Source organism: Pseudoduganella sp. S-14 (genome assembly GCF_049913285.1).
Lineage (GTDB): Bacteria > Pseudomonadota > Gammaproteobacteria > Burkholderiales > Burkholderiaceae_D > Rugamonas.
Genome location: NZ_CP183991.1, coordinates 5,244,692 through 5,268,266, shown reverse-complemented (window position 1 = coordinate 5,268,266; position 23,575 = coordinate 5,244,692). Strand labels below are relative to the sequence as shown.

Sequence of the window (23,575 nt, the reverse complement as noted above, 5' to 3'; positions counted from 1 at the left end):
TCAGTTCTCCAGGCCGCGGTGCCAGCGCAGCAGATGGTTATTCAGCTTGTTCATGCCAATGTCGATCGCCAGGCCAAGCAGGCCGATGCTGATCATGCCGGCGATGATCTTGTCCGACCAGAAGTACTCGCGTGCTTCGAGGATGCGGAAACCGAGGCCGTTGTTCACCGCGATCATCTCGGAAACGATCACCACAATGAAGGCGGTACCGATGCCGATGCGAACGCCGGACAGGATGTAAGGTACGGCTGCCGGCAGCATCACGCGCACGAACATGGTGCTTTGGCTGACGCCCAGGTTGCGGGCGGCGCGGATGTAGATGCCATCTACGTGGCGCACGCCGGCGATGGTGTTCATCAGCACCGGGAAGAATGCGCCCAGCGCAATCAGGAATACGGCGGGCGCGTTACCCAGGCCGAACCACAGGATCGCCAGCGGGATGTAGGCGATGGGCGGAATCGGACGCAGCACCTGCAGCAGGGGATTGAGCCAGTCGTACATCCGTTTGCTCGAACCCATCACCAGGCCGAAAGGCAGGGCCAGGCCGGCGCCGACAGCGAAGCCGACCAGCACGCGGTACATGCTGCTGATGGTGTCGCCAATCAGCTCGCCGGACAGCGCCCAGGCGAACCAGGAGCTGGCAGCCGGGTCGTAAGGCTGCAGCGGCAGCAGGTATTCGATCCACTTGGTGACCACTGCCCAAGGCGAGGGCAGCACTTGCGGGTTGATCCATTCCAGCGAGGCGCTGGCCTGCCACAGTGCGATCACCAGCACGGGCACCACGGAGCCCGCTGCGATCTGGCGCAAATTCAGTTTTGCCATGATATGCCTCGCCTTACTTGATGTTCAGGCTCTTCTTGGCTTCGTCCAGCAGGTCGGTCTTGACCCACTCGGAAGCCACAGGCGCCTTGCGCATCTTGCCCACGCCGGTCTTGTTCATCACATCGGTGGTGATCTGGATGTGCTGCGGGGAGATGTCGTAGGTGTACGGCGAGTTGGCGATCGCGTCCTGGAAGTCGTCGGAAGTGATCTGGCCTTTGAAGATGACGTTGCGCACGTATTTTTCTGCGGTCGGCTTGTCGTCGATGAAAGTCTTGGTGGCCTGTACGAAGCAGTTCATGAACTTGGCGGCGGTAGCGCGGCGGGTCGAATAGAACTTCTCGCTCATCACCATGGTGCGCACTGGTTCGCCGATCGGGGTGTCATACGGCTTCATGACTTCCACGCCAAAGCCCTTGTTGATGGCTTGCGAGGACTGCGGCTCGGATTGCATGATCGCGTCCAGGTTCTTGCCGAGCAGGGCCTGGTTCAGGTCCGCAAAGGCCAGGAACACCAGTTGCACGTCCTTGCCCGGCTGGTCGGAGAAGGTCAGGCCGGCTTGCGCCAGTTCGGCAGCCAGCAGCACCTCGTGGATGCCGCCGCGGGTCACGCCGACTTTCTTGCCTTTCAAATCCTTGATCGCCTTGATGCCGCTGTCGGGGCGCGCGACCAGGCGCGCGCCACCCTTGGCGAAACCGGCGACGACATAAATCGGGGCACCATTGGCGCGGCCCTGGATGGCGGCTTCCGATGCGGTGGCGCCGACATCGAGCTCGCCTGCCAGGATCGCCTGCATCACGTCAGGACCCTTGGCGAACACGTGTTCTTCGACCTTGATGCCGCACTTCGGTGCGATTTCCTTGATGTACGAGACGGCGCCGTAGTGCGCGAATTTCAGGTTGCCGAGGCGGACAACTTCCTGGGCGTTGGCGGCGGAAGCGAATGCTGCGGCCACGAAGAGGGATGCGAGTTTAAGCTTGGTCATGCTGGTCTCCTGGATAGGGGGTGTTTTGACCAGCTAATAGCAGCTTCCGTGCCAGAAAATTGGAATGCGGCAAGTGCTTGATTTGATTGGTGCGCAGCCTTTGACGGCTGGCGCGGCCGCGCTGTGGCGTGGCGGAATTCCGGAATTCCATCCACGTCTTGTGCGGATTTTCGCCGTTGCTTAGTCGGCGTACTGCTTCAGGTACTTCGCCGTCAGCCGTTCATGTTCCTCCTGGCGGATATCGGCCAGTGCTTTCCAGGCCGCGGTGACCAGTTCAGGATATTTTTGCTGGAACTGGTGGCTGAACTGCAAATAGTAGTCCTTGCCGGCCAGCGGCGGGGAGACTTTGACAATGCGCGCGAACTCGGGATTTTTGCGCAGCACGTAGTCGCCTACGTCGCTCAACTGCGCCAAGCCGTCGGCGCGGCCAGCCAGCAGCATGCGGAAGGCATCCTCGGTGCTGCTGATTTCGTTGACCTGGACATCCATCTTGCGCAGGTCGTCAACGATGGCGTAGCCGCGCATAGCGACCAGCCTTGGTGGAAATGAGAAACGCTTGCCATCCCAATGGAGCGGTGAATCGGTCAGGCGGTACAGGCTGTAAGTTTTGGTGTCGATCCGAAAGCGCCTGTCGTCCTTGCCATCGCGCATCGGGTAGACGCCCATCTTCGTTCGCTCTGGCTTGAAGCTGCTGGAGAACACGGCATCCACGGCACCGGCTTCAAGTTCCGCCAGGCAGCGTGCCCATGGTTTGCGCGAAAATTGAATCTTCAGGCGCGGCACGCGGGAAGGCAGCATTGCCACCATTTCTACTGCGACTCCCGGATGATCAGGAATTACCGTGCCGGCGCCGGTATGGTCGTAGGTATCCTTATCCTCGAAGGCTACGCGCAGCTCGACCACCTGTGAGCGGGCGAAGGAGGCCGTCATGGCCAGGCAAAGAACCAGGGCGCGCAGGATGCTCATCCGTATCAGCCGGTAAAAGTCCACCATCTTGTAAACGGTAGCAGACAGCCTACAAGACAAAGAGACTGCTGACTAGTACGGTGCGGCGCCGCGCCCTGCGCCCCTTTGCTCATGCCTTTTGCGGTTCGGGCGTGGCGCCGTAGCAGACCTGTGGTTCCGTATCCTTGCGGTAGAAATCCACCATCTTGTAGCGCATTGCGTATAGCGCGAAGCAGCCTGCCACCAAGGCGGCGAAGGCGGCAAAGAAGTACATCTGGAAGGCCATCACCGAGAAGCCAGTGGTCTTGATGTAGGCGGACACGGCGTCGTTCTTCACGCCCGCGTTCACAATCAGCACCCACAGGTTGCCCACGGTGATCGCCAGGTACCACAGTGCCATGATCACACCCTTCATCGAGGAGGGCGCCTGCGAATACGCGAACTCCAGGCCCGTTGCGGACACCAGTACCTCGCCAAAGGTCAGCAATGCATAAGGCAGGATCTGCCAGGCCATTGACACCGGCGAACCGCCATCCATCAGCACCTGCAGCGTGCCGATCACCACCCAGGCCAGTGCGGCGAAGAATATGCCAGCGCCCATCCGGCGCAGCGGCGTCGGTTCGAAGCCCAGCTTGCGCAGCAGCGGGAACAGCGCGATGTTATTAAATGGAATCAGCAGCATGACCAGCAGCGGATTTAGCGCCTGCATCTGGGCCGGCACAAAGCTGAAGGACCAGCCCAGCAGTTCATAGGTCGGGTGCACCATATCGTTTGCCTGAACGATCCAGGTTGACGCTTTCTGGTCGAACAGGGAGTGGAACGGGGTCACCAGGGCGAACACGATGAAAATGCGCAGCACGGCGCGCACGCCGTCCACCGCTTCGTCGCTATGCTTGCCGCGTGCGCGCTCGAGCTGCATCGAGGTTCCGATGCCGCCGAAAGAGATCAGCAGCACCAGCGCCGTGCAGGCCGCGATCACGAAGCCCCAGGATGGGGTCATCGCCAGCGACACCAGCGCGGCAATTACGCCAATGGCCGCGACGGTCAAACCAGGACGGGACTGGCCCGGTGCAGCCGACAACAGCGCGGTGCGGGTGACACGGGAAAACGATTCGCTGCCTGGCTCCGACGGCGGCACGTGGACATACTTCCTGCGGCCGGCCCAGAACACCAAGGTGGCGACGAACATCAGGATGCCCGGGATGCCGAACGCGACGGCCGGGCCGAAGTCCTTCAGGAAGATCGGCATCAGCAGGGAAGCAAAGAAGGAGCCGAAGTTGATGCTCCAGTAGAAGGCGTCAAATACCACCTTGGCTTTCTTCTTGTTGGTCTGGTCGAACTGGTCGCCGACGAAGGAGACTACCAGCGGCTTGATGCCGCCCGAGCCGAAGGCAATCAGGAACAGGCCAAAGTAGAAGCCATTCAGGTTGCTCTCGAAAAGCGCCAGGCAGGCGTGCCCTGCGCAGTAGATCAGCGAGAACCAGAATACCGTATTGTATTTGCCGAAGAAGCGGTCCGACAGCCAGCCGCCCAGCAGCGGGAAGAAGTAGACGCCGATCACGAAGGTGTGGAACACATGCTTCGCTTCGCCGGCGCGATGCTCGGAAGGGATGAACAGCAGCAAGGTGCTGATCAGGAACGGCACCAGGATGTTGCGCATGCCGTAAAAGCTGAAACGCTCGCAAGCCTCGTTGGTGATGATGTACGGGATTTGCCGGGGCATCGGCCCGTTACCCTGTTCCAGTTCTTGCGTCGACATGAGGTCTCCCGATTTCAAATAATGGGCGCGATGCTATGCGAACGCATCTGTGTTGGCAACTACAGGTTTCACTTACATGTAGTTTAACTACGCAAAAAATCGTAAGTATTTGATTTTAAAGGTTTCATAGTATTTGAACTTCCGGTGATCATCATGTATATTATCTACATAACTGTTTTGGATCGGGATGAGGAATATGAGCACACCTTGGTGGAAAGAAGCAATCATTTATCAGGTTTATCCGCGCAGTTACCTGGACACCAATGCTGACGGCATCGGCGACCTGAATGGCATTACCGATCGCCTCGACTACATCGCCAAGCTGGGCGTGGACATCATCTGGATCTCGCCGTTCTTCAAATCCCCGATGCGCGATTTCGGCTATGACGTGGCCGATTATTGCGACGTCGACCCGATGTTCGGCACCCTGGCCGACTTCGACCGCATGATCGCCAAGGCCCACGGCCTGGGCCTGAAGATCATGATCGACCAGGTCATGTCGCACACTTCCGAAGACCATCCATGGTTCAAGGAGAGCCGTTCCTCGCGCGACAATCCCAAGTCCGACTGGTATGTCTGGGCCGATCCGCTGCCGGACGGTAACCCGCCTAACAACTGGCTGTCCGTGTTCGGCGGCTCGTCGTGGCAGTGGGACTCGCGCCGCAAGCAGTATTACATGCACAATTTCCTGGTCAGCCAGCCGGACCTGAACTTCCACAATCCGGAAGTGCAGCAGGCCCACCTGGACGCGCTGCGTTTCTGGTTGAAGCGCGGCGTCGACGGCGTGCGCATGGATGCCTGCAACTTCCACTTCCACGACCGCCAGTTGCGCAGCAACCCGCCGGCCCTGGTGCGCGACACTTCCACTGTCAGCGACGCCAACCCATACGGCATGCAGGCGCACATCCACGACAAGAGCCAGCCGGAAAACGTGGCCTTCCTCGAAAAGCTGCGCGTGCTCCTGGATCAATACGGCGCCGTGGCAATCGGCGAAGTGGGCGCCGACGATTCGCTGGCCGTGATGGCTGAATACACCGCCGGCGGCAACAAGCTGCACATGGCTTACAGCTTCAACCTGCTGACTGCCGACAGCAGCGCAGGCCATATCCGCAAACAGGTGGAAGACTTCAAGGCGCGCGTCAAGGACGGCCAGCCATCCTGGTCGGTCGGCAACCACGACGCCGTGCGCGTGGTGACGCGCTGGAATGGCATGAGCAACCAGGCAGCTTTCGCCAAGCTGGTGCTGGCCATGCAGTTGTCGCTGAAAGGCACGCCTTGCCTGTACCAGGGCGATGAGCTGGCGTTCAGCGAAGCCGACGTACCGTATGAGTTGATCCAGGACCCTTACGGCAAGACCTTCTGGCCCGAGTTCAAGGGACGCGACGGTTGCCGCACGCCGATTGCCTGGACCACTGGCGCGCATGGCGGGTTCACTTCCGGCACCCCGTGGCTGCCGGTGGCGGAGGAGCACAGGGCCATCGCCGCCTCGGTGCAGGAAGAAGACCCGGATTCGCCGCTGAACTTCGCGCGCCGAATGATCGCCTGGCGCAAGACGATGCCGCAGCTCACGCGTGGCGACATCGTGTTCTACGACGCGCCGGAACCGGTCCTTGCCCTGCGGCGCGACCTGGAAGGGCAGCGCAGCGTGCTGGCGCTGTTTAACCTCGGTGCGGCGCCGGTCAATTTCGCGCTGCCGGCAGCCAAGGGGGCGCAAAAGCTGGAGCAGCCGGGCCTTCCGGGCGAAGTGGCCGGCGAAGAGGTCCAACTGCCAGGCTACGGCGCCTGGTTTGGCTACGTAGTATAAATATAAGAGGCCCCGTCTACGCACGGGGCCTTGTTTTTCGGGTATCCTCCCGCCTTTAAGGCGTTATCTAATACTTAAAAGACAATGAAACAGATAGAGGCAGACCCAAAAGCTAACCGATCCGCTTTTGCGGACGGCCCCCGCCTGCTGGCTGACATCGGCGCCACCCATGCGCGCCTGGCGCTGCAAACCGCACCTGGCGAGTTCCAGGCAGTGCGGGTGCTTCAGTGCGACGACTTCACCGGCATCGTCCCGCTATTGCGCAACTACCTGGCGGATCACGGCGACGTCAACCTCAATCACGGTGCGCTGGCGCTGGCCAACCCGGTGCATGGCGATTACATCCGCATGACCAACCGCGATTGGCAGTTCTCCACCGACGAAGTGCGGCGTGAACTGGGCCTGCATACCCTGTTGGTGGTGAACGACTTCACCGCGTTGGCGATGGCGATCCCCGGCTTCAAGGCGGAAGACCTGATGCAGGTTGGCGGCGGCTCACCGGCGCAGAACTCGGTGATTGGCGTGCTGGGCCCCGGTACTGGCCTGGGCTGCTCTGGCGTGATCCCGACCACCGACGGTTTCGTGACCCTTGGTTCTGAAGGCGGCCATACCAACTTTGCGCCGGCCGACGAACGTGAATACGCGATCCTGCAATACGCCTGGCAGACCTGGCCGCACGTGTCGAACGAACGCCTGATTTCCGGCCCCGGCATGGAAATCATCTACCGTGCGCTGGCGCGCCGCAACGGCCTGAGCGTGCGCGACCTGACCTCGCAGCAGATCATCGCCGGCGCGCTGAAAGACAGGAATGCACTCTGCCTCGAAGTGCTGGAATGCTTCTGCGCCATGCTGGGCGGCGCCGCGGCCAACCTGGCTGTGACGCTCGGTTCCTTTGGCGGCATCTTCATCGGCGGCGGCATCGTGCCTCGCATGGGCGAATGGTTCAAGGACTCGCCGTTCCGCAGCCGCTTCGAAGCCAAGGGCCGTTTCTCGTCCTACCTGGCCGACATTCCGACGTATGTGATCACCACGCCGAATCCCGCGTTCTACGGTGTCGCCACGATCTTGTCCGAACACCTGCGCGGCCGCACCGGCGCCAACACCCTGATGGAACGCGTGCAGTCGCTGAAGTCGGAATTGACCCCGGCCGAACAGCGCGTTGCGCAACTGGTGATCGAGCAACCGCGCCTGGTCCTGAACGAACCGATCGCCGATATCGCTCGTCTGGCGGAAGTGTCGCAGCCGACCGTGATCCGCTTCTGCCGCTCGCTGGGCTTCCAGGGCCTGGCCGACTTCAAGCTGAAGTTTGCGTCCAGCCTGACCGGCGCCATCCCGGTGCGTCACAGCCAGGTGCGCGTATCCGACAGCACGCACGACCTGAGCGCCAAGGTGATCGACAACACGGTTTCCGCGATCCTGAAGTTCCGCGACCAGATGGACGTGCACTCGCTGGACCGCGCGATCGAGCTGCTGTCCAAGGCAAAGAAGGTCGAGTTCTACGCCATGGGCAACTCGCGCGTGGTAGCCCTGGATGGCCAGCACAAGTTCTTCCGCTTCCGCATTCCTACCGCCGCCTACGGCGACTCCCACCTGTTCAAGCTTGCGTCCGAACTGTTGAAGCCGGGCGACGTGGTGATCGCGATTTCCAATTCCGGCAAGCTGCCGGAGCTGGTTGAGGCGGTGGAATCGGCCCGCAACGCCGGGGCCGACGTCATCGCCATCACCAGCAGCCAGTCGCCGCTGGCCAAGAAGGCTACGGTTTGCCTGGCGGTCGACCACACGGAAGACAGCAGTGCCTTCCTGTCGATGATTTCGCGCATCCTGCAGCTGCTGCTGATCGACATCCTGTCAGTCGGCATCTCGCTGGACGAGCAAAACGCCGAACTGGTGCTGGAGCACAAAGCCAACGGCGTGGTGCAGGAAAGCCGCCGCCTGCAGATCTCCCACCTTGATAATTGAAAGTGGGGGGTCAGGTCTGGCAATCCGCCATTTTGGCGGATTGCCAGACCTGACCCCGACTTTCAAAACAGATCCCGCATCTGGAAGTAAAGCATGCCAAGTACCAGCGCTGGTGTGCGCAGCAGCGTGCCGCCGGGGAAGGGGGCGTGTTTCAGGCGCGCGAAGATGTCGAAGCGCTCCGCCTGCCCCGCGATAGCTTCCGCCACCAGCAGGCCTGCCATTCCGGTGAAGGCCAGGCCGTGGCCCGAGAAACCCTGCATGTAATAGATGTTGTGGCCGACGCGTCCCAGGTCCGGCGCGCGATTCATGCTGATGTCGATGAAGCCGCCCCACGCGTAATCGATGCCCACGTCCGCCAGTTGCGGAAATACGGTTACCATGCGGCGCCGGATGCGTTCGACCAGGTTGGCCGGCGTCTTGGCGCTGTAGCTGTCGCCGGCGCCGAACAGCAGCCGGTGGTCGGCGCTGAAGCGAAAGTAATCCAGGACGAAATTGGTGTCCGACACGGCGCTGCGGCGCGGCAGCAGGCTGTCTGCGTGGACCTTGCTTAGCGCTTCAGTGGCGACAATATAGGTCCCCACCGGCATGATGCGTGCGCTCACGCGTGGCACCAGGTCGCCATATTCGGCGAGATAGACATTCGCGCCCAGCACCACAAAGCGCGCCGCCACCTGCCCCTGGGCCGTATGCACAAGCGATGTATTGCCGCGCTCCAGCAGGAATACCGGCGAATCTTCGAAGACGCGCACGCCGGCAGCCATCGCGGCGCGCCCAAGCCCCAGCGTGTACTTGAGCGGATGCACATGCCCGCCGCCCATGTCGGCGACGCCGGCATGGAAGCGCGGGCTGTCGATCCATTGGCCGATTTCGTGTGGCGAAATCCAGTGCAGCGGATAACCGTAAGCTTTTTCCACGTGCCGCCCCCAGGCTTCCAGTGCGCGCATCTTGCCGGGCTTGACGGCCAGGCTTAGTGCACCGGGCATGTAGTCGCAATCGATGCTGTATTTGTCGATGCGCTTGCGCAGCAGCTGGACGCCGGCCACCGAGGCATCCCATGCACGGCGCGCATCCTCGCGCGGCAACTGGCGCTCTATGGCGTACTCGCCGTCGTTGCCGAAGCCAGGCAGTACTTGCCCGCCATTGCGGCCGGATGCACCCCAGCCAAGGCGCTGGGCTTCCAGCAAGACCACGGAATAGCCGCGTTCGGCCAGTTCCAGCGCTGCGGATAGCCCGGCCAGGCCGCCGCCCACCACGCAGACATCGGCGCTGGTGCTGCCTGCCAGCGGGGGCAGGGCAGCTGCGCGCTGCACGCTCGCCTCATAGTATGAGTTTTCGATGACGCCCAGTTCTTTGCGCAGCAGCGTGCCCATATGTCAGGTGACGCGGAAGTTCAGGAACTGCCAGGGATCGTCCAGGTCGCGCGGCTCGTCGAACAGGCCGCTGCGCTCCTTGAGGGGTGTCCAGTCGCCATACACGCCGACCAGCTCGCCCAGGTAGGGCGCGGCGATTTCCATGACCAGTTGGTCGTCGATGTCGTCCGGCTCCACCACGCCGCAATCGGGATTGCGCAGGGCCCATGCCATGCCGCCCAGGATGCCCGCCACCACTTGCAGTGAAGTCGCCGAGTTGTGCGGCGCCAGTTCGCGCGCCTGTTCGATGCCAAGGCGCGAACCGAACCAGTAGGCGCCTTTCGAGTTACCCATCAGGAGCACGCCCAGTTCGTCCATCCCGCTTTCGATTTCCTTGCCGATGATGCGTTGTTCGCTTTGCTGCTGCCAGTTCTTGCCGGCCACTTCGTGCAGCGACAGCACTGCGTCGTCGCAGGGATGGTAGGCATAGTGCACGGTAGGACGGTACACCACTTCGTTGTTTTCGCGCAGCGTCAGGTGGTCGGCGATCGAAATCGACTCGGCGTGCGTGACGAGGAAGCCGTGATAAGGCCCCTCGAGCGGCGTCCAGCTTCGCACGCGCGTGGCGATGCCGGGGCGCTTCAGATAAATGGCGGCGTCGCTGCCGTAGCCGTGGCGCGCGGCATCGGCCGGCCAATGCTTCTCATGGCTGCCCCAGCCCAGCTCCGCCGGCTGCAAGCCCTCGCTGACGAAGCCGTCCACCGACCAGGTGTTGACGAATTCGTCGCGCGCCTTGCGGCGGCTGGAGATTTGCGTATCGCGTTCGGCGATGTGGATCACTTTGATATCGAGCTTGTGCGCCAGCCTGGCCCAGTCTTCGTAGCAGTCGGGCCGCGCCACTTCGAGGCGCTGGTCGCGCGCCATATTCATCAGCGCCTGTTTGACGAGCACGGAGGCCAGGCCCGGATTGGCGCCTTGCGTCACCACGGCTGTCGCGCCGTGGCGCTTGTCGAGGCGGAAGGCCAGCACTGCCTCGCGCAGCGCGTAGTTCGAACGCTGCGACAACGATAGTTTTTCGTCATCGTAAAAGCCCCTCCACGGTTCCGTGCATGTGTCGAGATAAAGGACGCCACGCCGCCAGCAATAGCGGATCAGGTCCAGGCTCGACACGTCGACCGAGAGGTTAAGCAGGAAGTCGCCCTTGCGCAGCAGGGGATCGAGGATGCTCTCGAGGCTCCCCTCCTGCAGCGGTGTAGCCTGGTATTCGATGCCATATTCCTCGGCGACGCCGCTCTTGTCCGGGCCGCGCGACACGACGGTGAGCTGGGATGGCTCCAGCCCGAAATGCCGAAACAGCAAGGGCACCACGGCCTGGCCGATGCTGCCGAAGCCGAGCATGACCAGGCGCCCAGGCAATACGCCGTATTGTTTATGGTTTTCCATCATATCTCCCCTAAGTGAGGCCATTGTGTGGCGCACGCCGGTTGGCTTCCATGCGGGATTTAACATTTCAAGCTTCTTGCATTTTGCAAAATATAAGTTAAGATATGTCTTATTGAGATATATCTTAACTTTCCAGGAGAAAGCCATGTTCCACTTTTTCCGCGGCCACCACCGGCTGCACCATGAACACCACCATCACCAGCGCGGCGGCGGCCGCGGGCCCAAGATGTTTGACGCTGGCGCCATGCGCTACGTCGTGCTGCAACTGATCGCCGACAAGCCGCGCCACGGCTACGAAATCATCAAGGAACTGGAAACGCTGACCGGCGGCAGCTACTCGCCCAGCCCGGGCGCGATCTACCCGCTGCTGTCGATGATGGCCGACATGGGCCATGTCGACATCGTCAAGGATGGCAACAAGAAGCTGTATTCGGTCTTGCCGGAAGGGCAGCAGTTCCTCGACGAGAACCGCAATATGGTGGACGCCTACATGGCGCGCCTGGTGGAAAACGCGAGGGGCGAAGACGGCGGCGATTTGCGCACCCTGATGCATGCCCTGAAAGACGCCGTCATCACCCGCGGCCGCGGCCCGCGTGCCAGCCGCGAGCACGTCGACGCAATTCGCGCTATCCTCAAGCGCGCCATCAACGACATTAACCAACTCAGCTGATGACCCAGACACTCACTCCGCAACGCGAACGCACAGTCCTGTGGCTGCTGGCGTTCATCCAATTCACCGTCATCATGGACTTCATGGTCATGATGCCGCTTGCTCCGCAATTGATGAAGGCATTCACCATCAGCGCCGCCCAGGTTTCCGGCGCCGTATCGGCCTACGCTTGGTGCGCCGGGCTTTCCGGCCTGCTGGCGGCAACCTATGCCGACCGCTTTGACCGCAAGAAGCTGCAACTGACCGTGTTCATGCTGTTCAACCTGTCGAACCTGGCCTGCGCCCTGGCGCCGAATTTCCACGTGCTGGTGCTGTCGCGAGCTTTTGCCGGCATGACCGGCGGCGTGCTGGGGGCGATCAGCATGTCCATCATCGCCGACCTGATTCCACAAGAACGCCGCGGCGCCGCCACTGGCGTCGTGATGACTTCCTTCAGCATGGCCGCGATCGCGGGCGTGCCGATCGGCGTCATGCTGGGCGCCCACTTCGGCTGGCAGTCGCCGTTCTACCTGCTGGTAGTATTGTCGATGGTCGTGTGGCTGGTCGCTGCGCGCAGCTTGCCGTCGATGACTGCGCACCTGGCGAACGCGCCGGTGCCGCTGGCGCGCGTGCTGCCCGAGCTGCTTGGCCTGTTCGCGGTGGGCGCCCACTTGCGCGGTTTCCTGCTGTGCTTTGTGGTGACGGTCAGCGGCATGATGGTGATCCCCTTCATTTCGCCCATGCTGGTCGGGAACCTCGGCATCGAACCGGCGCAGATCAGCTACGTCTACCTGTGCGGCGGCATTGCGACCCTGTTCAGCTCACGCCTGATTGGCGGCTGGTCCGACAGGGCCGGCAAGCAACGCGTATTCCGCTGGGTAGCGCTGTTCTCGATTGCGCCGACGCTGTTCATGACGCACATGCCGCACATCCCGCTGCTGGCGATCATGCTGTTCTTCCCATTCTTCATGGTTGCCATGTCGGGCCGCTTCGTGCCGTTGCAGGCGCTGCTGACCACCATCCCCGAGCCGCAGCGGCGCGGCGCTTTCCTCAGCGCGAACGCGGCGGTCCAGCAGGTGGGAACGGGGGTTGGCGCCTTTGCCGGCGGCCTGCTGGTGCATACCGATGCGACAGGGCGCTTGCTGGGATACGGCACCATCGGCGTCATTGCCTCGGTGCTGATCGTGTTCTCGGTGTGGTGGATCGGGCGGGTGCAGAGCGCCCCCCTCCCGCTTACCGCGCGTTCCCCTGCTTGACCACCAGGTCCAGCAGCCGCTGGCCTTGCTCGAGCACGGGCTTGCCCAGTTCATCGCGCACGACGTCGCTGAAGAAGCCATCGGTGACGCGATTGCCGTCCTGCGACAGGAAGGTGAAGCGCAACTGGCCCGGGCCCGGTGCATACACCGGTCTTTGCGGCGAAGCCTTGATGAAGGCCGGGATGGCGCTTGCCACCAGCGTTTTCGCCTGCGCCGCCACGTCGGCCGGCGCCCCTTCGAAAACGGCGGTGCGCCCGGTCTGGTTGATGTAGCGCACGCGCCCGTCAGCGTAGGCGGCCAGGGTGTCCATGCTGCCGTCCAGCGGCACTTCGATTACCACGCCCAGCACTTCCGGCGCGGCCGGGGCATGGCCGTTGGCGCGCAGCCAGTGCGCAGCCAGCAGCCGCACGCGCGATTCTTCGCTTGCGTCCTGTGCGATGGCTTGCACCACGCGCGCGTCGGGAGCTTCGCCAAAGAGCTGGCCGGCATCGTCGGCGAACAGCATCTTGTGCACGGTGTTTAACTCTTCCGTGCCGTACGGCGCGTCAGCGCGGACTTTCGACTTGGCGCTGAACGCCGCAAACAACTTCTTGAACATCTTTACCATCCAGTTAATGCTTCAGGTCCGCCGATTCGGCGCCGGGCTTGCCGTCGATGAGGAGGGTAGCCACCTTGCCTTGCGGGTGGATGCACAGGTATTCAGGACTGCGCTGCTGGCCCGCTTCAAGCTCGTTTGCCACCCGTTCGAAAGGCACGCCGATCTCTTTCAGCGCCGCGTGGATCGCCAGGCTGGCTGCAACTTTGCCGTAATAGAGGGTGTACATGATCTAGTCCTTCAAGCCTTTGCGCCATTGATCGAGCGACATCAGCTCGCCGCTGATATCGTCTTCAACCAGGATATCGCCGTTCACGTGCGAGACCAGGAAACTGGCCACAGCTTGCGCCATGTCGTCGCCATTCTCCACGAAAATGAGCTGGTAATAAGGGCTGCCGTTCACGTCGCGCGGCGCTGGATCGGTTTCAAGCAGCGCCCCATGGCGCTCGCCGCCGCTGCGCTTTTCGATGGCGTCCGCCAGGCGTTTCAGCTCCGGCAGCGCCATCAGCTTTTCAACAGCCTGGTCGCGGCTCACGTTTGCTTTCGCTGCCGGCATGGCCACAGGCGCCGGCGCAGCGGCCATCGGCGTAGCAGTTGCATGGATTTTGTGATTGCTTGCATACCAGGCGCCGATACCTGCAAGGAGCAGGCCGGCCACTGCGCCGGCGAGGGCGGATTTACGGGAGGAAGACATTGCTTGGCACGACCATGCGGTGAAAGTGCGCCAATACTAACAGAATTAAAAAGCCTGCGAGGCGTGAACCAGGCAGGCTTTCGGGATACGCAGAGTGGACGCTTACTGCTTGCGGCGGCGCAGGGCAAGGCCCATCATGCCCAGGCCGAGCAGCATCGAGGCGATGGTTGCAGGCTCCGGTACTGCCTTCAGCGAGACGTTATCGAGCGAACCGCCGATGCTGTCGCTGATGCCGGAAGCCTGGAAGCTCAGGTTCGACAGGCTGCCGACGGCAAACATCGACAACTCGATCTTGAACCAATTGGTCTTGGAGGTGAAGTTGTCTTGCTCGACGTGCTTCAGCAGATTGCCGTTCCACAGCACGTCGATGCCGTTGGTGGCGGCCGATGTGTGTTCGCGCGGGGCGTAGTAGAAGGACAGGTCGTACCTGCCGCCGGCAACGGTGTCGATGGTCTGGCTGATCCAGCTATTGACCGAGGAGTCCAGCTCCAGGAAGTTGCCGCCGTCCTGCGCCGTACCGGCCACGTTATTGCGCACTTCAACACCTTTTGCGCCGACGCTCCAACCGTCCAGCGCGGACTTGATGGTCCAGGAACCAGCCGCTACGCCGTTCTTTTCAAAGCTGCCATTGGTGATCAATTCCATCGGGCCCGCATAGGCGGTGCCTGCGACGACAAACAGGAGGGCGGTCAGAAGTTTCTTCATATTGTCGAAATTAAATGCAAGTTGCGTAAAAGTTATTGTGATTGTAGCACGGTTATTTGCCGGCTTGCCTACTTGCGATGATTTGCCGCCATGACGACCGCTGCGTCGCCTAGGGAAATGACGTATCTCAATAAAGAAAAAGCCTGCAAGGCGCGAACCTTGCAGGCTTTTTAGCCAGCTGTGAGGCTGTCGGCGATTACATCATGCCGTCCATGCCACCCATGCCGCCCATGCCGCCCATACCGCCCATGCCGCCGGCCGGTTTGTCTTCTACGACTTCAGCAACCATGCAGTCGGTGGTCAGCATCAGGCCAGCGATGGAGGCAGCGTTCTGCAGCGCGGAACGGGTTACCTTGGCTGGGTCCAGCACGCCCATTTCAACCATGTCGCCGTAGGTGCCGTTGGCAGCGTTGTAGCCGTAGTTGCCGGTGCCGGCCTGGACGGCGTTCACGACCACCGAAGCTTCTTCGCCGGCGTTGGTGACGATCATGCGCAGTGGCTCTTCCATGGCGCGCAGCACGATCTTGATGCCGGCGTCCTGGTCGGCGTTGTCGCCTTTTACGTTCAGCGAAGCGCGGGCACGCAGCAGGGCTACGCCGCCGCCTGGCACAATGCCTTCTTCCACAGCTGCGCGGGTTGCGTGCAGTGCGTCTTCAACGCGGGCCTTCTTCTCTTTCATCTCGACTTCGGTGGCTGCGCCAACCTTGATCACGGCAACGCCGCCGGCCAGCTTGGCCACGCGCTCTTGCAGTTTTTCGCGGTCGTAGTCGGAGGTCGCGCCTTCGATCTGGGTGCGGATCTGGGCCACGCGGCCTTCGATGGCGGAAGCTTCGCCTGCGCCGTCGATGACGATGGTGTTTTCCTTGCCCACTTCGATACGCTTGGCTTGGCCCAGTTCTGCCAGGCTGGCTTTTTCCAGGGTCAGGCCGACTTCTTCAGCCACTACCTGGCCGCCGGTCAGGATGGCGATGTCTTCCAGCATGGCCTTGCGACGGTCGCCGAAGCCCGGAGCTTTCACTGCGCAGGTCTTCAGGATGCCGCGGATGTTGTTGACCACCAGGGTCGCCAGCGCTTCGCCTTCGATGTCTTCAGCGATGATCAGCAGTGGACGGCCGGCTTTGGCTACTTGCTCCAGTACTGGCAGCAGGTCGCGGATGTTGGAGATCTTCTTGTCGCACAGCAGGACGAATGGGTTCTCCAGGACGGCAACTTGCTTTTCCTGGTTGTTGATGAAGTATGGGGACAGGTAGCCGCGGTCGAACTGCATGCCTTCCACGATGTCCAGCTCGTCGTGCAGGGACTTGCCGTCTTCAACGGTGATGACGCCTTCCTTGCCCACTTTTTCCATCGCTTCGGAAATGCGCTCGCCGATCGATGCGTCGGAGTTGGCGGAGATCGCGCCAACCTGGGCGATTTCCTTGGAGGTGGTGCATGGCTTGGAGATGGCCTTCAGCTGTTCGACGGTGGCAGCAACTGCCTTGTCGATGCCGCGCTTCAGGTCCATCGGGTTCATGCCGGCGGCAACGTATTTCATGCCTTCGCGCACGATCGCCTGGGCCAGCACGGTTGCGGTGGTGGTACCGTCACCGGCGTTGTCGGAGGTCTTGGAAGCGACTTCCTTGACCATCTGCGCGCCCATGTTCATCAGCTTATCTTTGAGCTCGATCTCCTTGGCGACCGACACGCCGTCCTTGGTGACGGTTGGGGCGCCGAAGGAGCGCTCCAGCACCACGTTGCGGCCTTTCGGGCCCAGGGTGACTTTAACGGCGTTGGCGAGGATGTTCACGCCTTCGACCATCTTGGAGCGAGCGGAATCGCCGAAAATGACTTCTTTAGCTGCCATGTTTGTTTTCTCCTGAATACTGTCTGTCTAGGGGCTGTGATTACTTCTGTACCACGGCCATGATGTCTTCTTCGCGCATTACCAGCAGTTCCTGGCCGTCTACCTTGACGGCTTGGCCGGCGTATTTGCCGAACAGAACGCGGTCGCCCACTTTCACTTCCAGAGCACGCACGGTGCCGTTGTCAGCAACTTTGCCGTTGCCAACTGCCAGCACTTCACCCTGGTCCGGCTTCTCAGCGGCTGCATCAGGGATGATCAGGCCGGACGCGGTCTTGGTTTCCTGGTCCAGGCGTTTGACGATGACGCGGTCATGCAAAGGGCGAAGGTTCATACAAAACTCCTTTTACTCGGTTTATTGACAGTTGTTAGCACTCTCGGCTAACGAGTGCCAACAATTATAGGGACGACACTTTCCCTTTTCAAGGGAATTTCTTTGCGATTGGTCAAACGTTGAATTGATGGTAATCATGCCAAAGATGCAATGGCATGGCGCGCGAGTGGCCGGGAGGGGGTAAAGCGGGGCGGTGATAAACGAAAAATGGGACCGTCGCCGGTCCCATCTTGGTCAGGCATGCAGATCAATGCTGTTTACGGCGATACACGCCTGCCATGCCGAGCAGGCCGATGCCGAGCAGCCCCAGCACGCCCGGTTCAGGGACGGGGGCGACAAAATCAAGGATGCCGCCTTCCTGCGTGATGGCAATGTCGAGGGCGTTGGTGCAGTCCACGGTATCGCAATCGACCCCTTGCGTGGTGTTGTTGAATGCTGCGAACGAGGCAGTGTAGAACGGATCCGGGTCGAAGAAGTAGGCTTTGCCTTCCGCGGTCAGGAACCAGCTCATGGTGACGTTCTGGAACACGCCGCCGAGATTGTCGATGCCGCCTACGCCATTGTAGGCAAAGTCGGACCAGGCCAGCTGGGTTTGGGCACCGGCAAAGTTGATCGACGGATCGGTTCCGACCACGGCCTGGTTATAGGTGTTGTCGTTGCCGACGTCGGCCCACAGCTGCAGCGACAGCGCGGTCGGGGTGCAGGAGACGCCCGGGCCAAGAATGCCGCTGCAAGAGAAGTCCTGGTGGAAAGTGGCATACAAGCCATAGTCGAAGTTGACGCGGGTATCCGCAGTCGACACGTTGTTCGAATTCAGCGAGAAGCCGCTGAACACGATGTAGCCGTTGGACACGTAATTGTTGCCCACGCCGGTATAGGCCACGCGCGCGGACGACACGCCGTTGAGGGCGTCGGCGGTGAAGATGTTGCCGGCCGGTGCCAGTCCCGTTGGGTCCACCTGGAAGGAGGGTGCAGCGGCAGCGCTGCCAGTTGCCAGAGCGCCAAACGCTAGCAGCATGCTGGCGGCCAGGCCGCGAACGCTAGGTGTGAGAATCTTCATTACATTTCTCCGTTGAGAGGATAAAGCACCAGTTTTGGGATGACTGAGCATTCAATTTGTTCACGTCATGATCTTTATCCAAGCAATACATATGCCATATTTAAAATGCGACCGAAAAACAAAAACTTAGTATTAACTTTCAAACCATGTTGTTTGCGCTGCGCGGCCTGCTCTGTAAAATATTCCGACATGTAGCTTCTCAAGATTAAGTAGCAAATTCAACGACTTGGATGATATATTTGGTGAACATTCGCATACTTTGATATGTTGTGTGACTTTTTATGCCGCGCTTGGCGTGAGTATTAATTTAAAATCAAACTGCATTTATTTGGACTGCGCCGCCAGCATTGCCGAGAATTTGCGCTTGGCTAATTGGATCGCCAGCCAGTTCAGGGGATGGCTATTGCCGCCCGGGCGCCAGGTGTAGACGAATTTGTCGCGATAGGCGTCGTACTGGAAGCCCTGCGGTGCCGCCAGGATCTTGCCGCGCTTGAGCATCATCTTGATGGCCTGGGTGGCGGCCACGCCCGAGCAGAGCTGGCAAGCCATCGAGGTCGAGGCGCCGCGCCGCTCCGCCAGGTTGATACCGCCCGGCACCAGGTAACTGCGGTGCAGGGCGGCCGGCGCCAGGCCGACCAGGAAGCGGATGGCCATGTCCAGTTCCGGCAGGTCGCCCCAGCCGAAGTACTCCTCGAAGGTCATCCCGCCCGGCACGAAGTTCAGGCCCGCCACGCTCATGCCCAACGGCGCCGCGCAAGTGGCCGGCACGCCCAGCGCCTCGCACATGGCATAGGTCTGCTTGCGCGCCTCGAAGGCGAAGAAGTCGAGCCCGTCGACATACACGTCCGCCCCTTGCAGGAAATCGCGCAGGTTGCCCTGGTTTACGCCCTGCGGAAAGGTGCGGATCTTGACTTCGGGGTTGATGTCGCGCGCCATGCGCGCCATCACCTCGACCTTGGGCTGGCCCAGCGTCGACATGAAGGCGCCGGCCTGGCGGTTGAAGTTGGGGATGTCGAAGGTGTCGAAGTCGGCCAGGTGGAAAGCACCGACTCCCATGCGCGCCAGGGTCAGCAAATGCACCCCGCCCACGCCGCCGGCGCCGGCGATCGCCACGCACTTGTTGCGCAGGGCTTGCTGCTCTGCTTCGGTGACCCAGCCGATATTGCGCGAGAAGGCTTGCGCGTAATCGAAGCGGCGTTCGGTGTTGGATTCGGCCATGGCGATTATTCCTGTTCCCGCAGGCGTTGGATGATTCCCGCTTCTTCATGCTGCGAGAAGAACAGGGGATAGAAGGAACGTTCCTCGGAATCGGGCTGTCCGCCATGAAGGCGGATCTGCTCCTTCATGTACGACAATTCGATGTGCATCAGCACCCCGCGCACGTTGACGCGCGGATTGACGACCTCTTCGCCAAGCTGGCGAAAGCCGAGCATGCGCTGGTAGAACTGGCGATGGCGCGGCGTGACTTCGATGAACAGCACGTCGTAGCGGTGGATGTCGTAGGCATACATGACGGCCAGGTGGATCAGCGCTGCCAGGTAGCTCTTCGATTTTGGCCCCATGTCGAAGGCCAGCTTGATGAATTCGCAGACACGTTTGCCGCGCGCCCGGAAGGCGTCGATCTCGGCGCGGAACAGCTGGTCGGCCAGGATGCCGGACGGGCTGTCCAGCCCCAGGGTCAGCGTGCCGACTGCTTCGTCGCGGTTGTGCGCCATGAGCGTGACGCGGTTCGGATCATCGGTCAGTGCATGGGTGCCCTCCAGGCCACGCCAGGCATACATCTTGTGGATCAGCATGCTAGCCTTGCTGCGCCCTTCGGGCGTGTCGACTAATCTGATGCCGAAGGTGTTCTCCCCGGTGACGATGTCCTGCATTTCCGCCAGCAAGCGGTCATCGCGAAAGGGGTCGTCGGTGCGTGTTGCGTCGAGCGCAGCGTCGACCCGTTCGACCTGCTTGTACTGCATAGTCCCTCCCAGCATAACTTGTCAGAATTTGTGGTCTTTTCGTAAATAAATAATGACAAGTTCAGCTTGCTGTCGCAACGGCAGCTCATGCAAGCGTGCGCGGGGCGGGCGTGGCGGCACGCCCCCTCTATGAACGAGGGGCGTCCGGCATTTCCGGACGGTTATATTTCTTGGAAGCTTGATATGCCTGAATTGCTAGTCAGTTGTCGCTTGCGCTTGCCGGCAGGGACAGGCTGAAAGTCACTTCGCTTGCGGTGCAGTCGGACAGGCGCAGTTCGCCGCCGTGGGCGCGGGCGATCTCGCGCGCCAGGGCCAGGCCCAGTCCCACGCCGGCCACGCGGCGGTTGTAGGCATGGCCGGCGCGGTAGAAGCGGTCGAACAGGCGGTCGCGCTGCTCGAAGGCGATGCCGGCGGAGGCGTTGGCCACGTCGATTTGCCAGCCGCTGGCGGTGCGGCGGCCGGTGATGGCGATCCAGCCTTGCGGCACGCCATATTTGACGGCGTTGCTGACCAGGTTTTGCAGTACCTGGCGCAACAGGTCGGCATCGCCTTGCGCCTGCATGCGCGGCGGCAGGTCGAGCCGCAGCGGGCGCTCGGGCGCCATCAGGTCCAGGTCGTCGGCCAGTTCGCGCAGGACTGGCACCAGGTCGAGCGCCTGCATCGGTATCTGGAGCTGGCCGGCGTCCGCGCGCGAGAGCATCAGCAGCTTGCGCACCACATTGTCGAGGCGCCGCACTTCGTCCAGCATGTCGGCCAGCGACTGTTCCAGTTCCGGATAGGCGCCGGCGCGTTCGAAGGCGCGTTCCAGTTCGCCCTGCAGGATCGAGACCGGCGTGCGCAGTTCGTGCGCGGCGTCGCCGGAGAAGCGGGCCGACTGCAGGAAGCTGCGCTCCAGCCGGTCCAGCATGTCGTTGAACACGGTGACCAGGCGCTCGAACTCCAGCGCCTCTTCGTCGGCCGCCACGCGCTGGCGCAAATCGCTGGCGCGGATGCGCTCCATCACGCCGCTCAGGTGCTCGATCGGGCGCATGGCGCGCCCGGCCAGGTACCAGGCCACGCCGCATACCATCAGGCACAGCACAACCACGAAAGCGCCGAAGCGCTTGATCGAAACGACCAGTTGCGCTTCCGACAGGGTGGTGTTGACGCCCATTTGCACCAGCACGCTGCCGCGCCGGACCTGGCCGATGCGCCATTGGCTGCCGCCGCCGTAGTAAGTGCGCAGCTGCCTGTCGTTCGCTTCCGGTACCAGCAGCGAAGCGGGCCAGTTGGGGCTTTGGTAAATCACGCCGCGCGCATCGTCCGCCGCGCGCAGGATGGCGAATTTCTCGTCGTCGCCTTCCGGCGCAAAGCCGCTGAAGCTGGCGTTCAGGTGGGCGTCGATGGCATTCCAGAGCGGGACCGGCGAAGCGCCGAAGCCCGGCCCGGCCAGTTGGGCCAGCATGACGCGGTCGATGATGGCTGCGCGCCGGTTCAGCAAAGTCAGGGCGGCGGCGACAAACAGCACGGCCACCACGGCCGTGACCAGGCCGCCGGTCGTCAGCGCCACCCGCAGCCGGTACGAACGGATGAAGGGGCGGTGCGACGGCGTCATGCTTCGCCGTCGGGCTTGCGCAGGCGGTAGCCGACGCCGCGCACCGCTTCGATGGCCACGTGTTCGGGCAAGGCCAGCTTCTTGCGCAGGCGCTGGATGCAGACGTCGACCATATTGGTTTGCGGGTCGAAATCGTAGCCCCAAACGTGCTCGAGGATCTGGGTGCGGGTATAGACCCGGCCCGGTGCACGCATCAGGTATTCCATCAGGTTGAATTCGCGGCTGGTCAGTTCTACTTCGCGGCCATCGAGTTCCGCCACGCGCGACAGGCGGTCCAGCTTGAGCGGGCCGGCGGTCAGCACGTTCTGCCGTTCGCCGCTCACGCGGCGCAGCAGGGCGTGGATGCGGGCAATCAGTTCTTCCACATAGAACGGCTTGGCCAGGTAATCGTCGGCGCCCAGGTTCAGGCCTTCCAGCCGGTCGTCCAGTTCATTGCGCGCGGTGAGCAGGATCACCGGCGTATCGCGGCCGTCGCGGCGCAGGGCTTTCAGGATCGCCAGGCCGTCGCGGCCCGGCACCATGATGTCGAGCAGGATGATGTCGTACTGGCGTGACAGCGCGTAGTCATAGCCCTGGTTCCCATCTTCGCAATGGTCCACCAGGATGCCTTGTTCGCGCAATCCGCCGCATACAAAGCTCGCGATTCGCTGTTCGTCTTCTACCAGTAGGGCTTTCATGCCCTGCATTGTCAGGAAATGCCAAAGCGCCGTCAATGCGGACGGCGCTCGATTACAGCTTTGTAATCAAAGCGTGGGCCAGCTGTCATTTTCGTTTGGTGTAATGGCGGGGTTCAATCACGGGAGACGGATCATGAGCCTTGGCATCTGGTTCAGGGAACTAGGCAATGACCTGGCCGACATCGGCGGCGCATTCAAGGACGTGTGCATCGACATCGCGGCGGCGGCGCGCAAGATTGCCGGCCATCCTTTCAAATGAGCTACAATCGTAAGAATGTTTAACACCAAGTTGACCGTGCAACCGTACGGCCATATAGTTTCGGGATGATCGCAGACTTCCAAGAACTTTCCGATAAAATCGACCGCCTGGCGGAACTCGCGCACACCTTGCGCCGTGAGAACGCTCAGTTGCGCCAGGCCAATGCAGCCCTGGTGGCCGATAATCTCGAATACCAACGCCGCCTGGGCGAAGCGCATGCCCGCGTGATGGCGCTGCTGGATAAAATCCCCGCTGCCGAAGCAGACACTCCTGAGGATGCGCAATGATCCATGTCGACGTGACCATCATGGGCCAGCCCTACAAGCTGGCATGCAAGGCCGATGAAGAACGCGCACTGCGCGAAGCGGCCAACCTGCTCGACAAGAAGATGTGTGCCATCCGCGACGCCGGCAAAGTCAAGGGCAATGACCGCATCGCCGTGATGGCGGCGCTGGGCATGGCGGCGGAATTTCTCGCATCGAAAACTGCCAACGGCGGCCCGTCGATGCTGGAAGTGCAGGAGAAGCTGGGCGCCATGCACAAGGTGCTCGACAACGCGCTGACCCCGCAAGAGAATCTCTTCTAATTCCCAAAAATTGTCTTAAAGGCCTTTCCCGCAAAACGTTTGAGGAGTAAACTTCGTGTCACCCTGCGGTGTTCGAGATTTGCCATATATTCCTTGAACCATTTACACGCATCGGTTGCGGAAATTTGTTCGACGGGCGTGAGCGTCACTAGTCTGATGAACCCGAAGTTGAACTAACTGCAACCACCTTGAACCGTAAGGTTCGGGATGCCGGCATAACGGCACAGGCGGGGCCTCATTCCATGAAAGCGGTTGCCAGCACCCGAGGGTGCGCAACCGTTTTTTTACGCCCAGAGGAG

Annotated in this window: 24 protein-coding genes and 1 other RNA gene; 8 read left to right on the top strand and 17 right to left on the bottom strand. The window is 61.5% G+C overall.

The window, feature by feature from the left end:
- The 4 genes from ACN9MZ_RS24315 to ACN9MZ_RS24300 form a co-directional block, all read right to left on the bottom strand.
- The gene (locus ACN9MZ_RS24315) at positions 1 to 822 is read right to left on the bottom strand and encodes an ABC transporter permease (protein ID WP_426339412.1); all 822 of its coding nucleotides are present in this window, start codon (positions 820 to 822) and stop codon (positions 1 to 3) included.
- Positions 823 to 835: 13 nt separating this feature from the next.
- Positions 836 to 1,804 carry an ABC transporter substrate-binding protein gene (locus ACN9MZ_RS24310; RefSeq protein WP_426339411.1) on the bottom strand — a complete coding sequence of 323 codons (969 nt, stop codon included), beginning with the start codon at positions 1,802 to 1,804 and terminating at the stop codon, positions 836 to 838.
- A 180-nt stretch (positions 1,805 to 1,984) separates the two neighbouring features.
- Positions 1,985 to 2,770, bottom strand: a complete 786-nt coding sequence (locus ACN9MZ_RS24305) for a substrate-binding periplasmic protein (protein WP_426339410.1) — start codon at positions 2,768 to 2,770, stop codon at positions 1,985 to 1,987.
- A gap of 109 nt (positions 2,771 to 2,879) precedes the next feature.
- On the bottom strand, positions 2,880 to 4,508 hold the full coding sequence (locus ACN9MZ_RS24300; RefSeq protein ID WP_426339409.1) for an oligopeptide:H+ symporter: 1,629 nt from the start codon (positions 4,506 to 4,508) through the stop codon (positions 2,880 to 2,882).
- Positions 4,509 to 4,704: 196 nt separating this feature from the next.
- On the opposite strand from ACN9MZ_RS24300, the gene ACN9MZ_RS24295 reads away from it, so the two are divergent.
- Together ACN9MZ_RS24295 and ACN9MZ_RS24290 are read left to right on the top strand one after the other, a co-directional pair.
- Positions 4,705 to 6,312 (top strand): alpha-amylase family glycosyl hydrolase, encoded by a 1,608-nt coding sequence (locus ACN9MZ_RS24295; RefSeq protein WP_426339408.1) that lies wholly within the window; start codon positions 4,705 to 4,707, stop codon positions 6,310 to 6,312.
- Between the two features lie 84 nt (positions 6,313 to 6,396).
- Positions 6,397 to 8,271 carry a glucokinase gene (locus ACN9MZ_RS24290; RefSeq protein ID WP_426339407.1) on the top strand — a complete coding sequence of 625 codons (1,875 nt, stop codon included), beginning with the start codon at positions 6,397 to 6,399 and terminating at the stop codon, positions 8,269 to 8,271.
- A gap of 62 nt (positions 8,272 to 8,333) precedes the next feature.
- Here the strand turns inward: ACN9MZ_RS24290 and ACN9MZ_RS24285 are convergent, their stop codons facing one another.
- Complete coding sequence (locus ACN9MZ_RS24285) at positions 8,334 to 9,641, bottom strand: NAD(P)/FAD-dependent oxidoreductase (RefSeq protein ID WP_426339406.1); 1,308 nt, start codon at positions 9,639 to 9,641, stop codon at positions 8,334 to 8,336.
- A gap of 3 nt (positions 9,642 to 9,644) precedes the next feature.
- Positions 9,645 to 11,066 carry a homospermidine synthase gene (locus ACN9MZ_RS24280; RefSeq protein ID WP_426339405.1) on the bottom strand — a complete coding sequence of 474 codons (1,422 nt, stop codon included), beginning with the start codon at positions 11,064 to 11,066 and terminating at the stop codon, positions 9,645 to 9,647.
- 142 nt (positions 11,067 to 11,208) lie between these two features.
- On the opposite strand from ACN9MZ_RS24280, the gene ACN9MZ_RS24275 reads away from it, so the two are divergent.
- On the top strand, positions 11,209 to 11,733 hold the full coding sequence (locus ACN9MZ_RS24275; RefSeq protein ID WP_426164143.1) for a PadR family transcriptional regulator: 525 nt from the start codon (positions 11,209 to 11,211) through the stop codon (positions 11,731 to 11,733).
- Complete coding sequence (locus tag ACN9MZ_RS24270) at positions 11,733 to 12,968, top strand: MFS transporter (protein WP_426339404.1); 1,236 nt, start codon at positions 11,733 to 11,735, stop codon at positions 12,966 to 12,968. Before ACN9MZ_RS24275 ends, ACN9MZ_RS24270 begins: the two co-directional genes overlap by 1 nt.
- Here the strand turns inward: ACN9MZ_RS24270 and ACN9MZ_RS24265 are convergent.
- From ACN9MZ_RS24265 to ACN9MZ_RS24215, 11 genes are all read right to left on the bottom strand, one after another.
- Positions 12,946 to 13,566, bottom strand: coding sequence for a hypothetical protein (locus ACN9MZ_RS24265; protein WP_426339403.1), 621 nt, complete (start codon positions 13,564 to 13,566; stop codon positions 12,946 to 12,948). The genes ACN9MZ_RS24270 and ACN9MZ_RS24265 overlap by 23 nt on opposite strands.
- 13 nt (positions 13,567 to 13,579) lie before the next feature.
- Positions 13,580 to 13,792 carry a hypothetical protein gene (locus ACN9MZ_RS24260; protein ID WP_426339402.1) on the bottom strand — a complete coding sequence of 71 codons (213 nt, stop codon included), beginning with the start codon at positions 13,790 to 13,792 and terminating at the stop codon, positions 13,580 to 13,582.
- A gap of 3 nt (positions 13,793 to 13,795) precedes the next feature.
- Positions 13,796 to 14,257 carry a hypothetical protein gene (locus ACN9MZ_RS24255; RefSeq protein WP_426339401.1) on the bottom strand — a complete coding sequence of 154 codons (462 nt, stop codon included), beginning with the start codon at positions 14,255 to 14,257 and terminating at the stop codon, positions 13,796 to 13,798.
- 102 nt (positions 14,258 to 14,359) lie between these two features.
- Complete coding sequence (locus ACN9MZ_RS24250; RefSeq protein ID WP_426339400.1) at positions 14,360 to 14,962, bottom strand: PEP-CTERM sorting domain-containing protein; 603 nt, start codon at positions 14,960 to 14,962, stop codon at positions 14,360 to 14,362.
- Positions 14,963 to 15,158: 196 nt separating this feature from the next.
- Positions 15,159 to 16,805, bottom strand: coding sequence for a chaperonin GroEL (groL, locus tag ACN9MZ_RS24245; RefSeq protein ID WP_426339399.1), 1,647 nt, complete (start codon positions 16,803 to 16,805; stop codon positions 15,159 to 15,161).
- 40 nt (positions 16,806 to 16,845) lie between these two features.
- Complete coding sequence (groES, locus tag ACN9MZ_RS24240) at positions 16,846 to 17,136, bottom strand: co-chaperone GroES (protein ID WP_028101749.1); 291 nt, start codon at positions 17,134 to 17,136, stop codon at positions 16,846 to 16,848.
- A gap of 247 nt (positions 17,137 to 17,383) precedes the next feature.
- Positions 17,384 to 18,196, bottom strand: a complete 813-nt coding sequence (pepA, locus tag ACN9MZ_RS24235; protein ID WP_426339398.1) for a flocculation-associated PEP-CTERM protein PepA — start codon at positions 18,194 to 18,196, stop codon at positions 17,384 to 17,386.
- A 324-nt stretch (positions 18,197 to 18,520) separates the two neighbouring features.
- On the bottom strand, positions 18,521 to 19,414 hold the full coding sequence (locus ACN9MZ_RS24230) for a ThiF family adenylyltransferase (protein WP_426339397.1): 894 nt from the start codon (positions 19,412 to 19,414) through the stop codon (positions 18,521 to 18,523).
- Positions 19,415 to 19,419: 5 nt separating this feature from the next.
- Entirely contained in the window at positions 19,420 to 20,160 is a 741-nt protein-coding gene (locus ACN9MZ_RS24225; protein WP_426339396.1) for an N-acyl amino acid synthase FeeM domain-containing protein, read from the bottom strand.
- A 199-nt stretch (positions 20,161 to 20,359) separates the two neighbouring features.
- A complete protein-coding gene (locus ACN9MZ_RS24220; protein WP_426339395.1) occupies positions 20,360 to 21,754 on the bottom strand; it encodes an ATP-binding protein in 1,395 nt (464 codons plus the stop codon).
- A complete protein-coding gene (locus ACN9MZ_RS24215; protein ID WP_426339394.1) occupies positions 21,751 to 22,431 on the bottom strand; it encodes a response regulator transcription factor in 681 nt (226 codons plus the stop codon). Before ACN9MZ_RS24215 ends, ACN9MZ_RS24220 begins: the two co-directional genes overlap by 4 nt.
- 133 nt (positions 22,432 to 22,564) lie before the next feature.
- Here ACN9MZ_RS24215 and ACN9MZ_RS24210 point away from each other — a divergent pair, with 133 nt between their 5' ends.
- From ACN9MZ_RS24210 to ssrS, 4 genes are all read left to right on the top strand, one after another.
- Entirely contained in the window at positions 22,565 to 22,690 is a 126-nt protein-coding gene (locus ACN9MZ_RS24210; protein WP_426164111.1) for a hypothetical protein, read from the top strand.
- A 65-nt stretch (positions 22,691 to 22,755) separates the two neighbouring features.
- On the top strand, positions 22,756 to 22,977 hold the full coding sequence (locus tag ACN9MZ_RS24205; protein ID WP_426164108.1) for a hypothetical protein: 222 nt from the start codon (positions 22,756 to 22,758) through the stop codon (positions 22,975 to 22,977).
- Positions 22,974 to 23,276 carry a cell division protein ZapA gene (locus ACN9MZ_RS24200; protein ID WP_426339393.1) on the top strand — a complete coding sequence of 101 codons (303 nt, stop codon included), beginning with the start codon at positions 22,974 to 22,976 and terminating at the stop codon, positions 23,274 to 23,276. Before ACN9MZ_RS24205 ends, ACN9MZ_RS24200 begins: the two co-directional genes overlap by 4 nt.
- A gap of 57 nt (positions 23,277 to 23,333) precedes the next feature.
- A non-coding RNA gene (gene ssrS / locus ACN9MZ_RS24195) (6S RNA) lies at positions 23,334 to 23,514 on the top strand.
- The last annotated feature ends 61 nt before the right edge of the window (positions 23,515 to 23,575 follow it).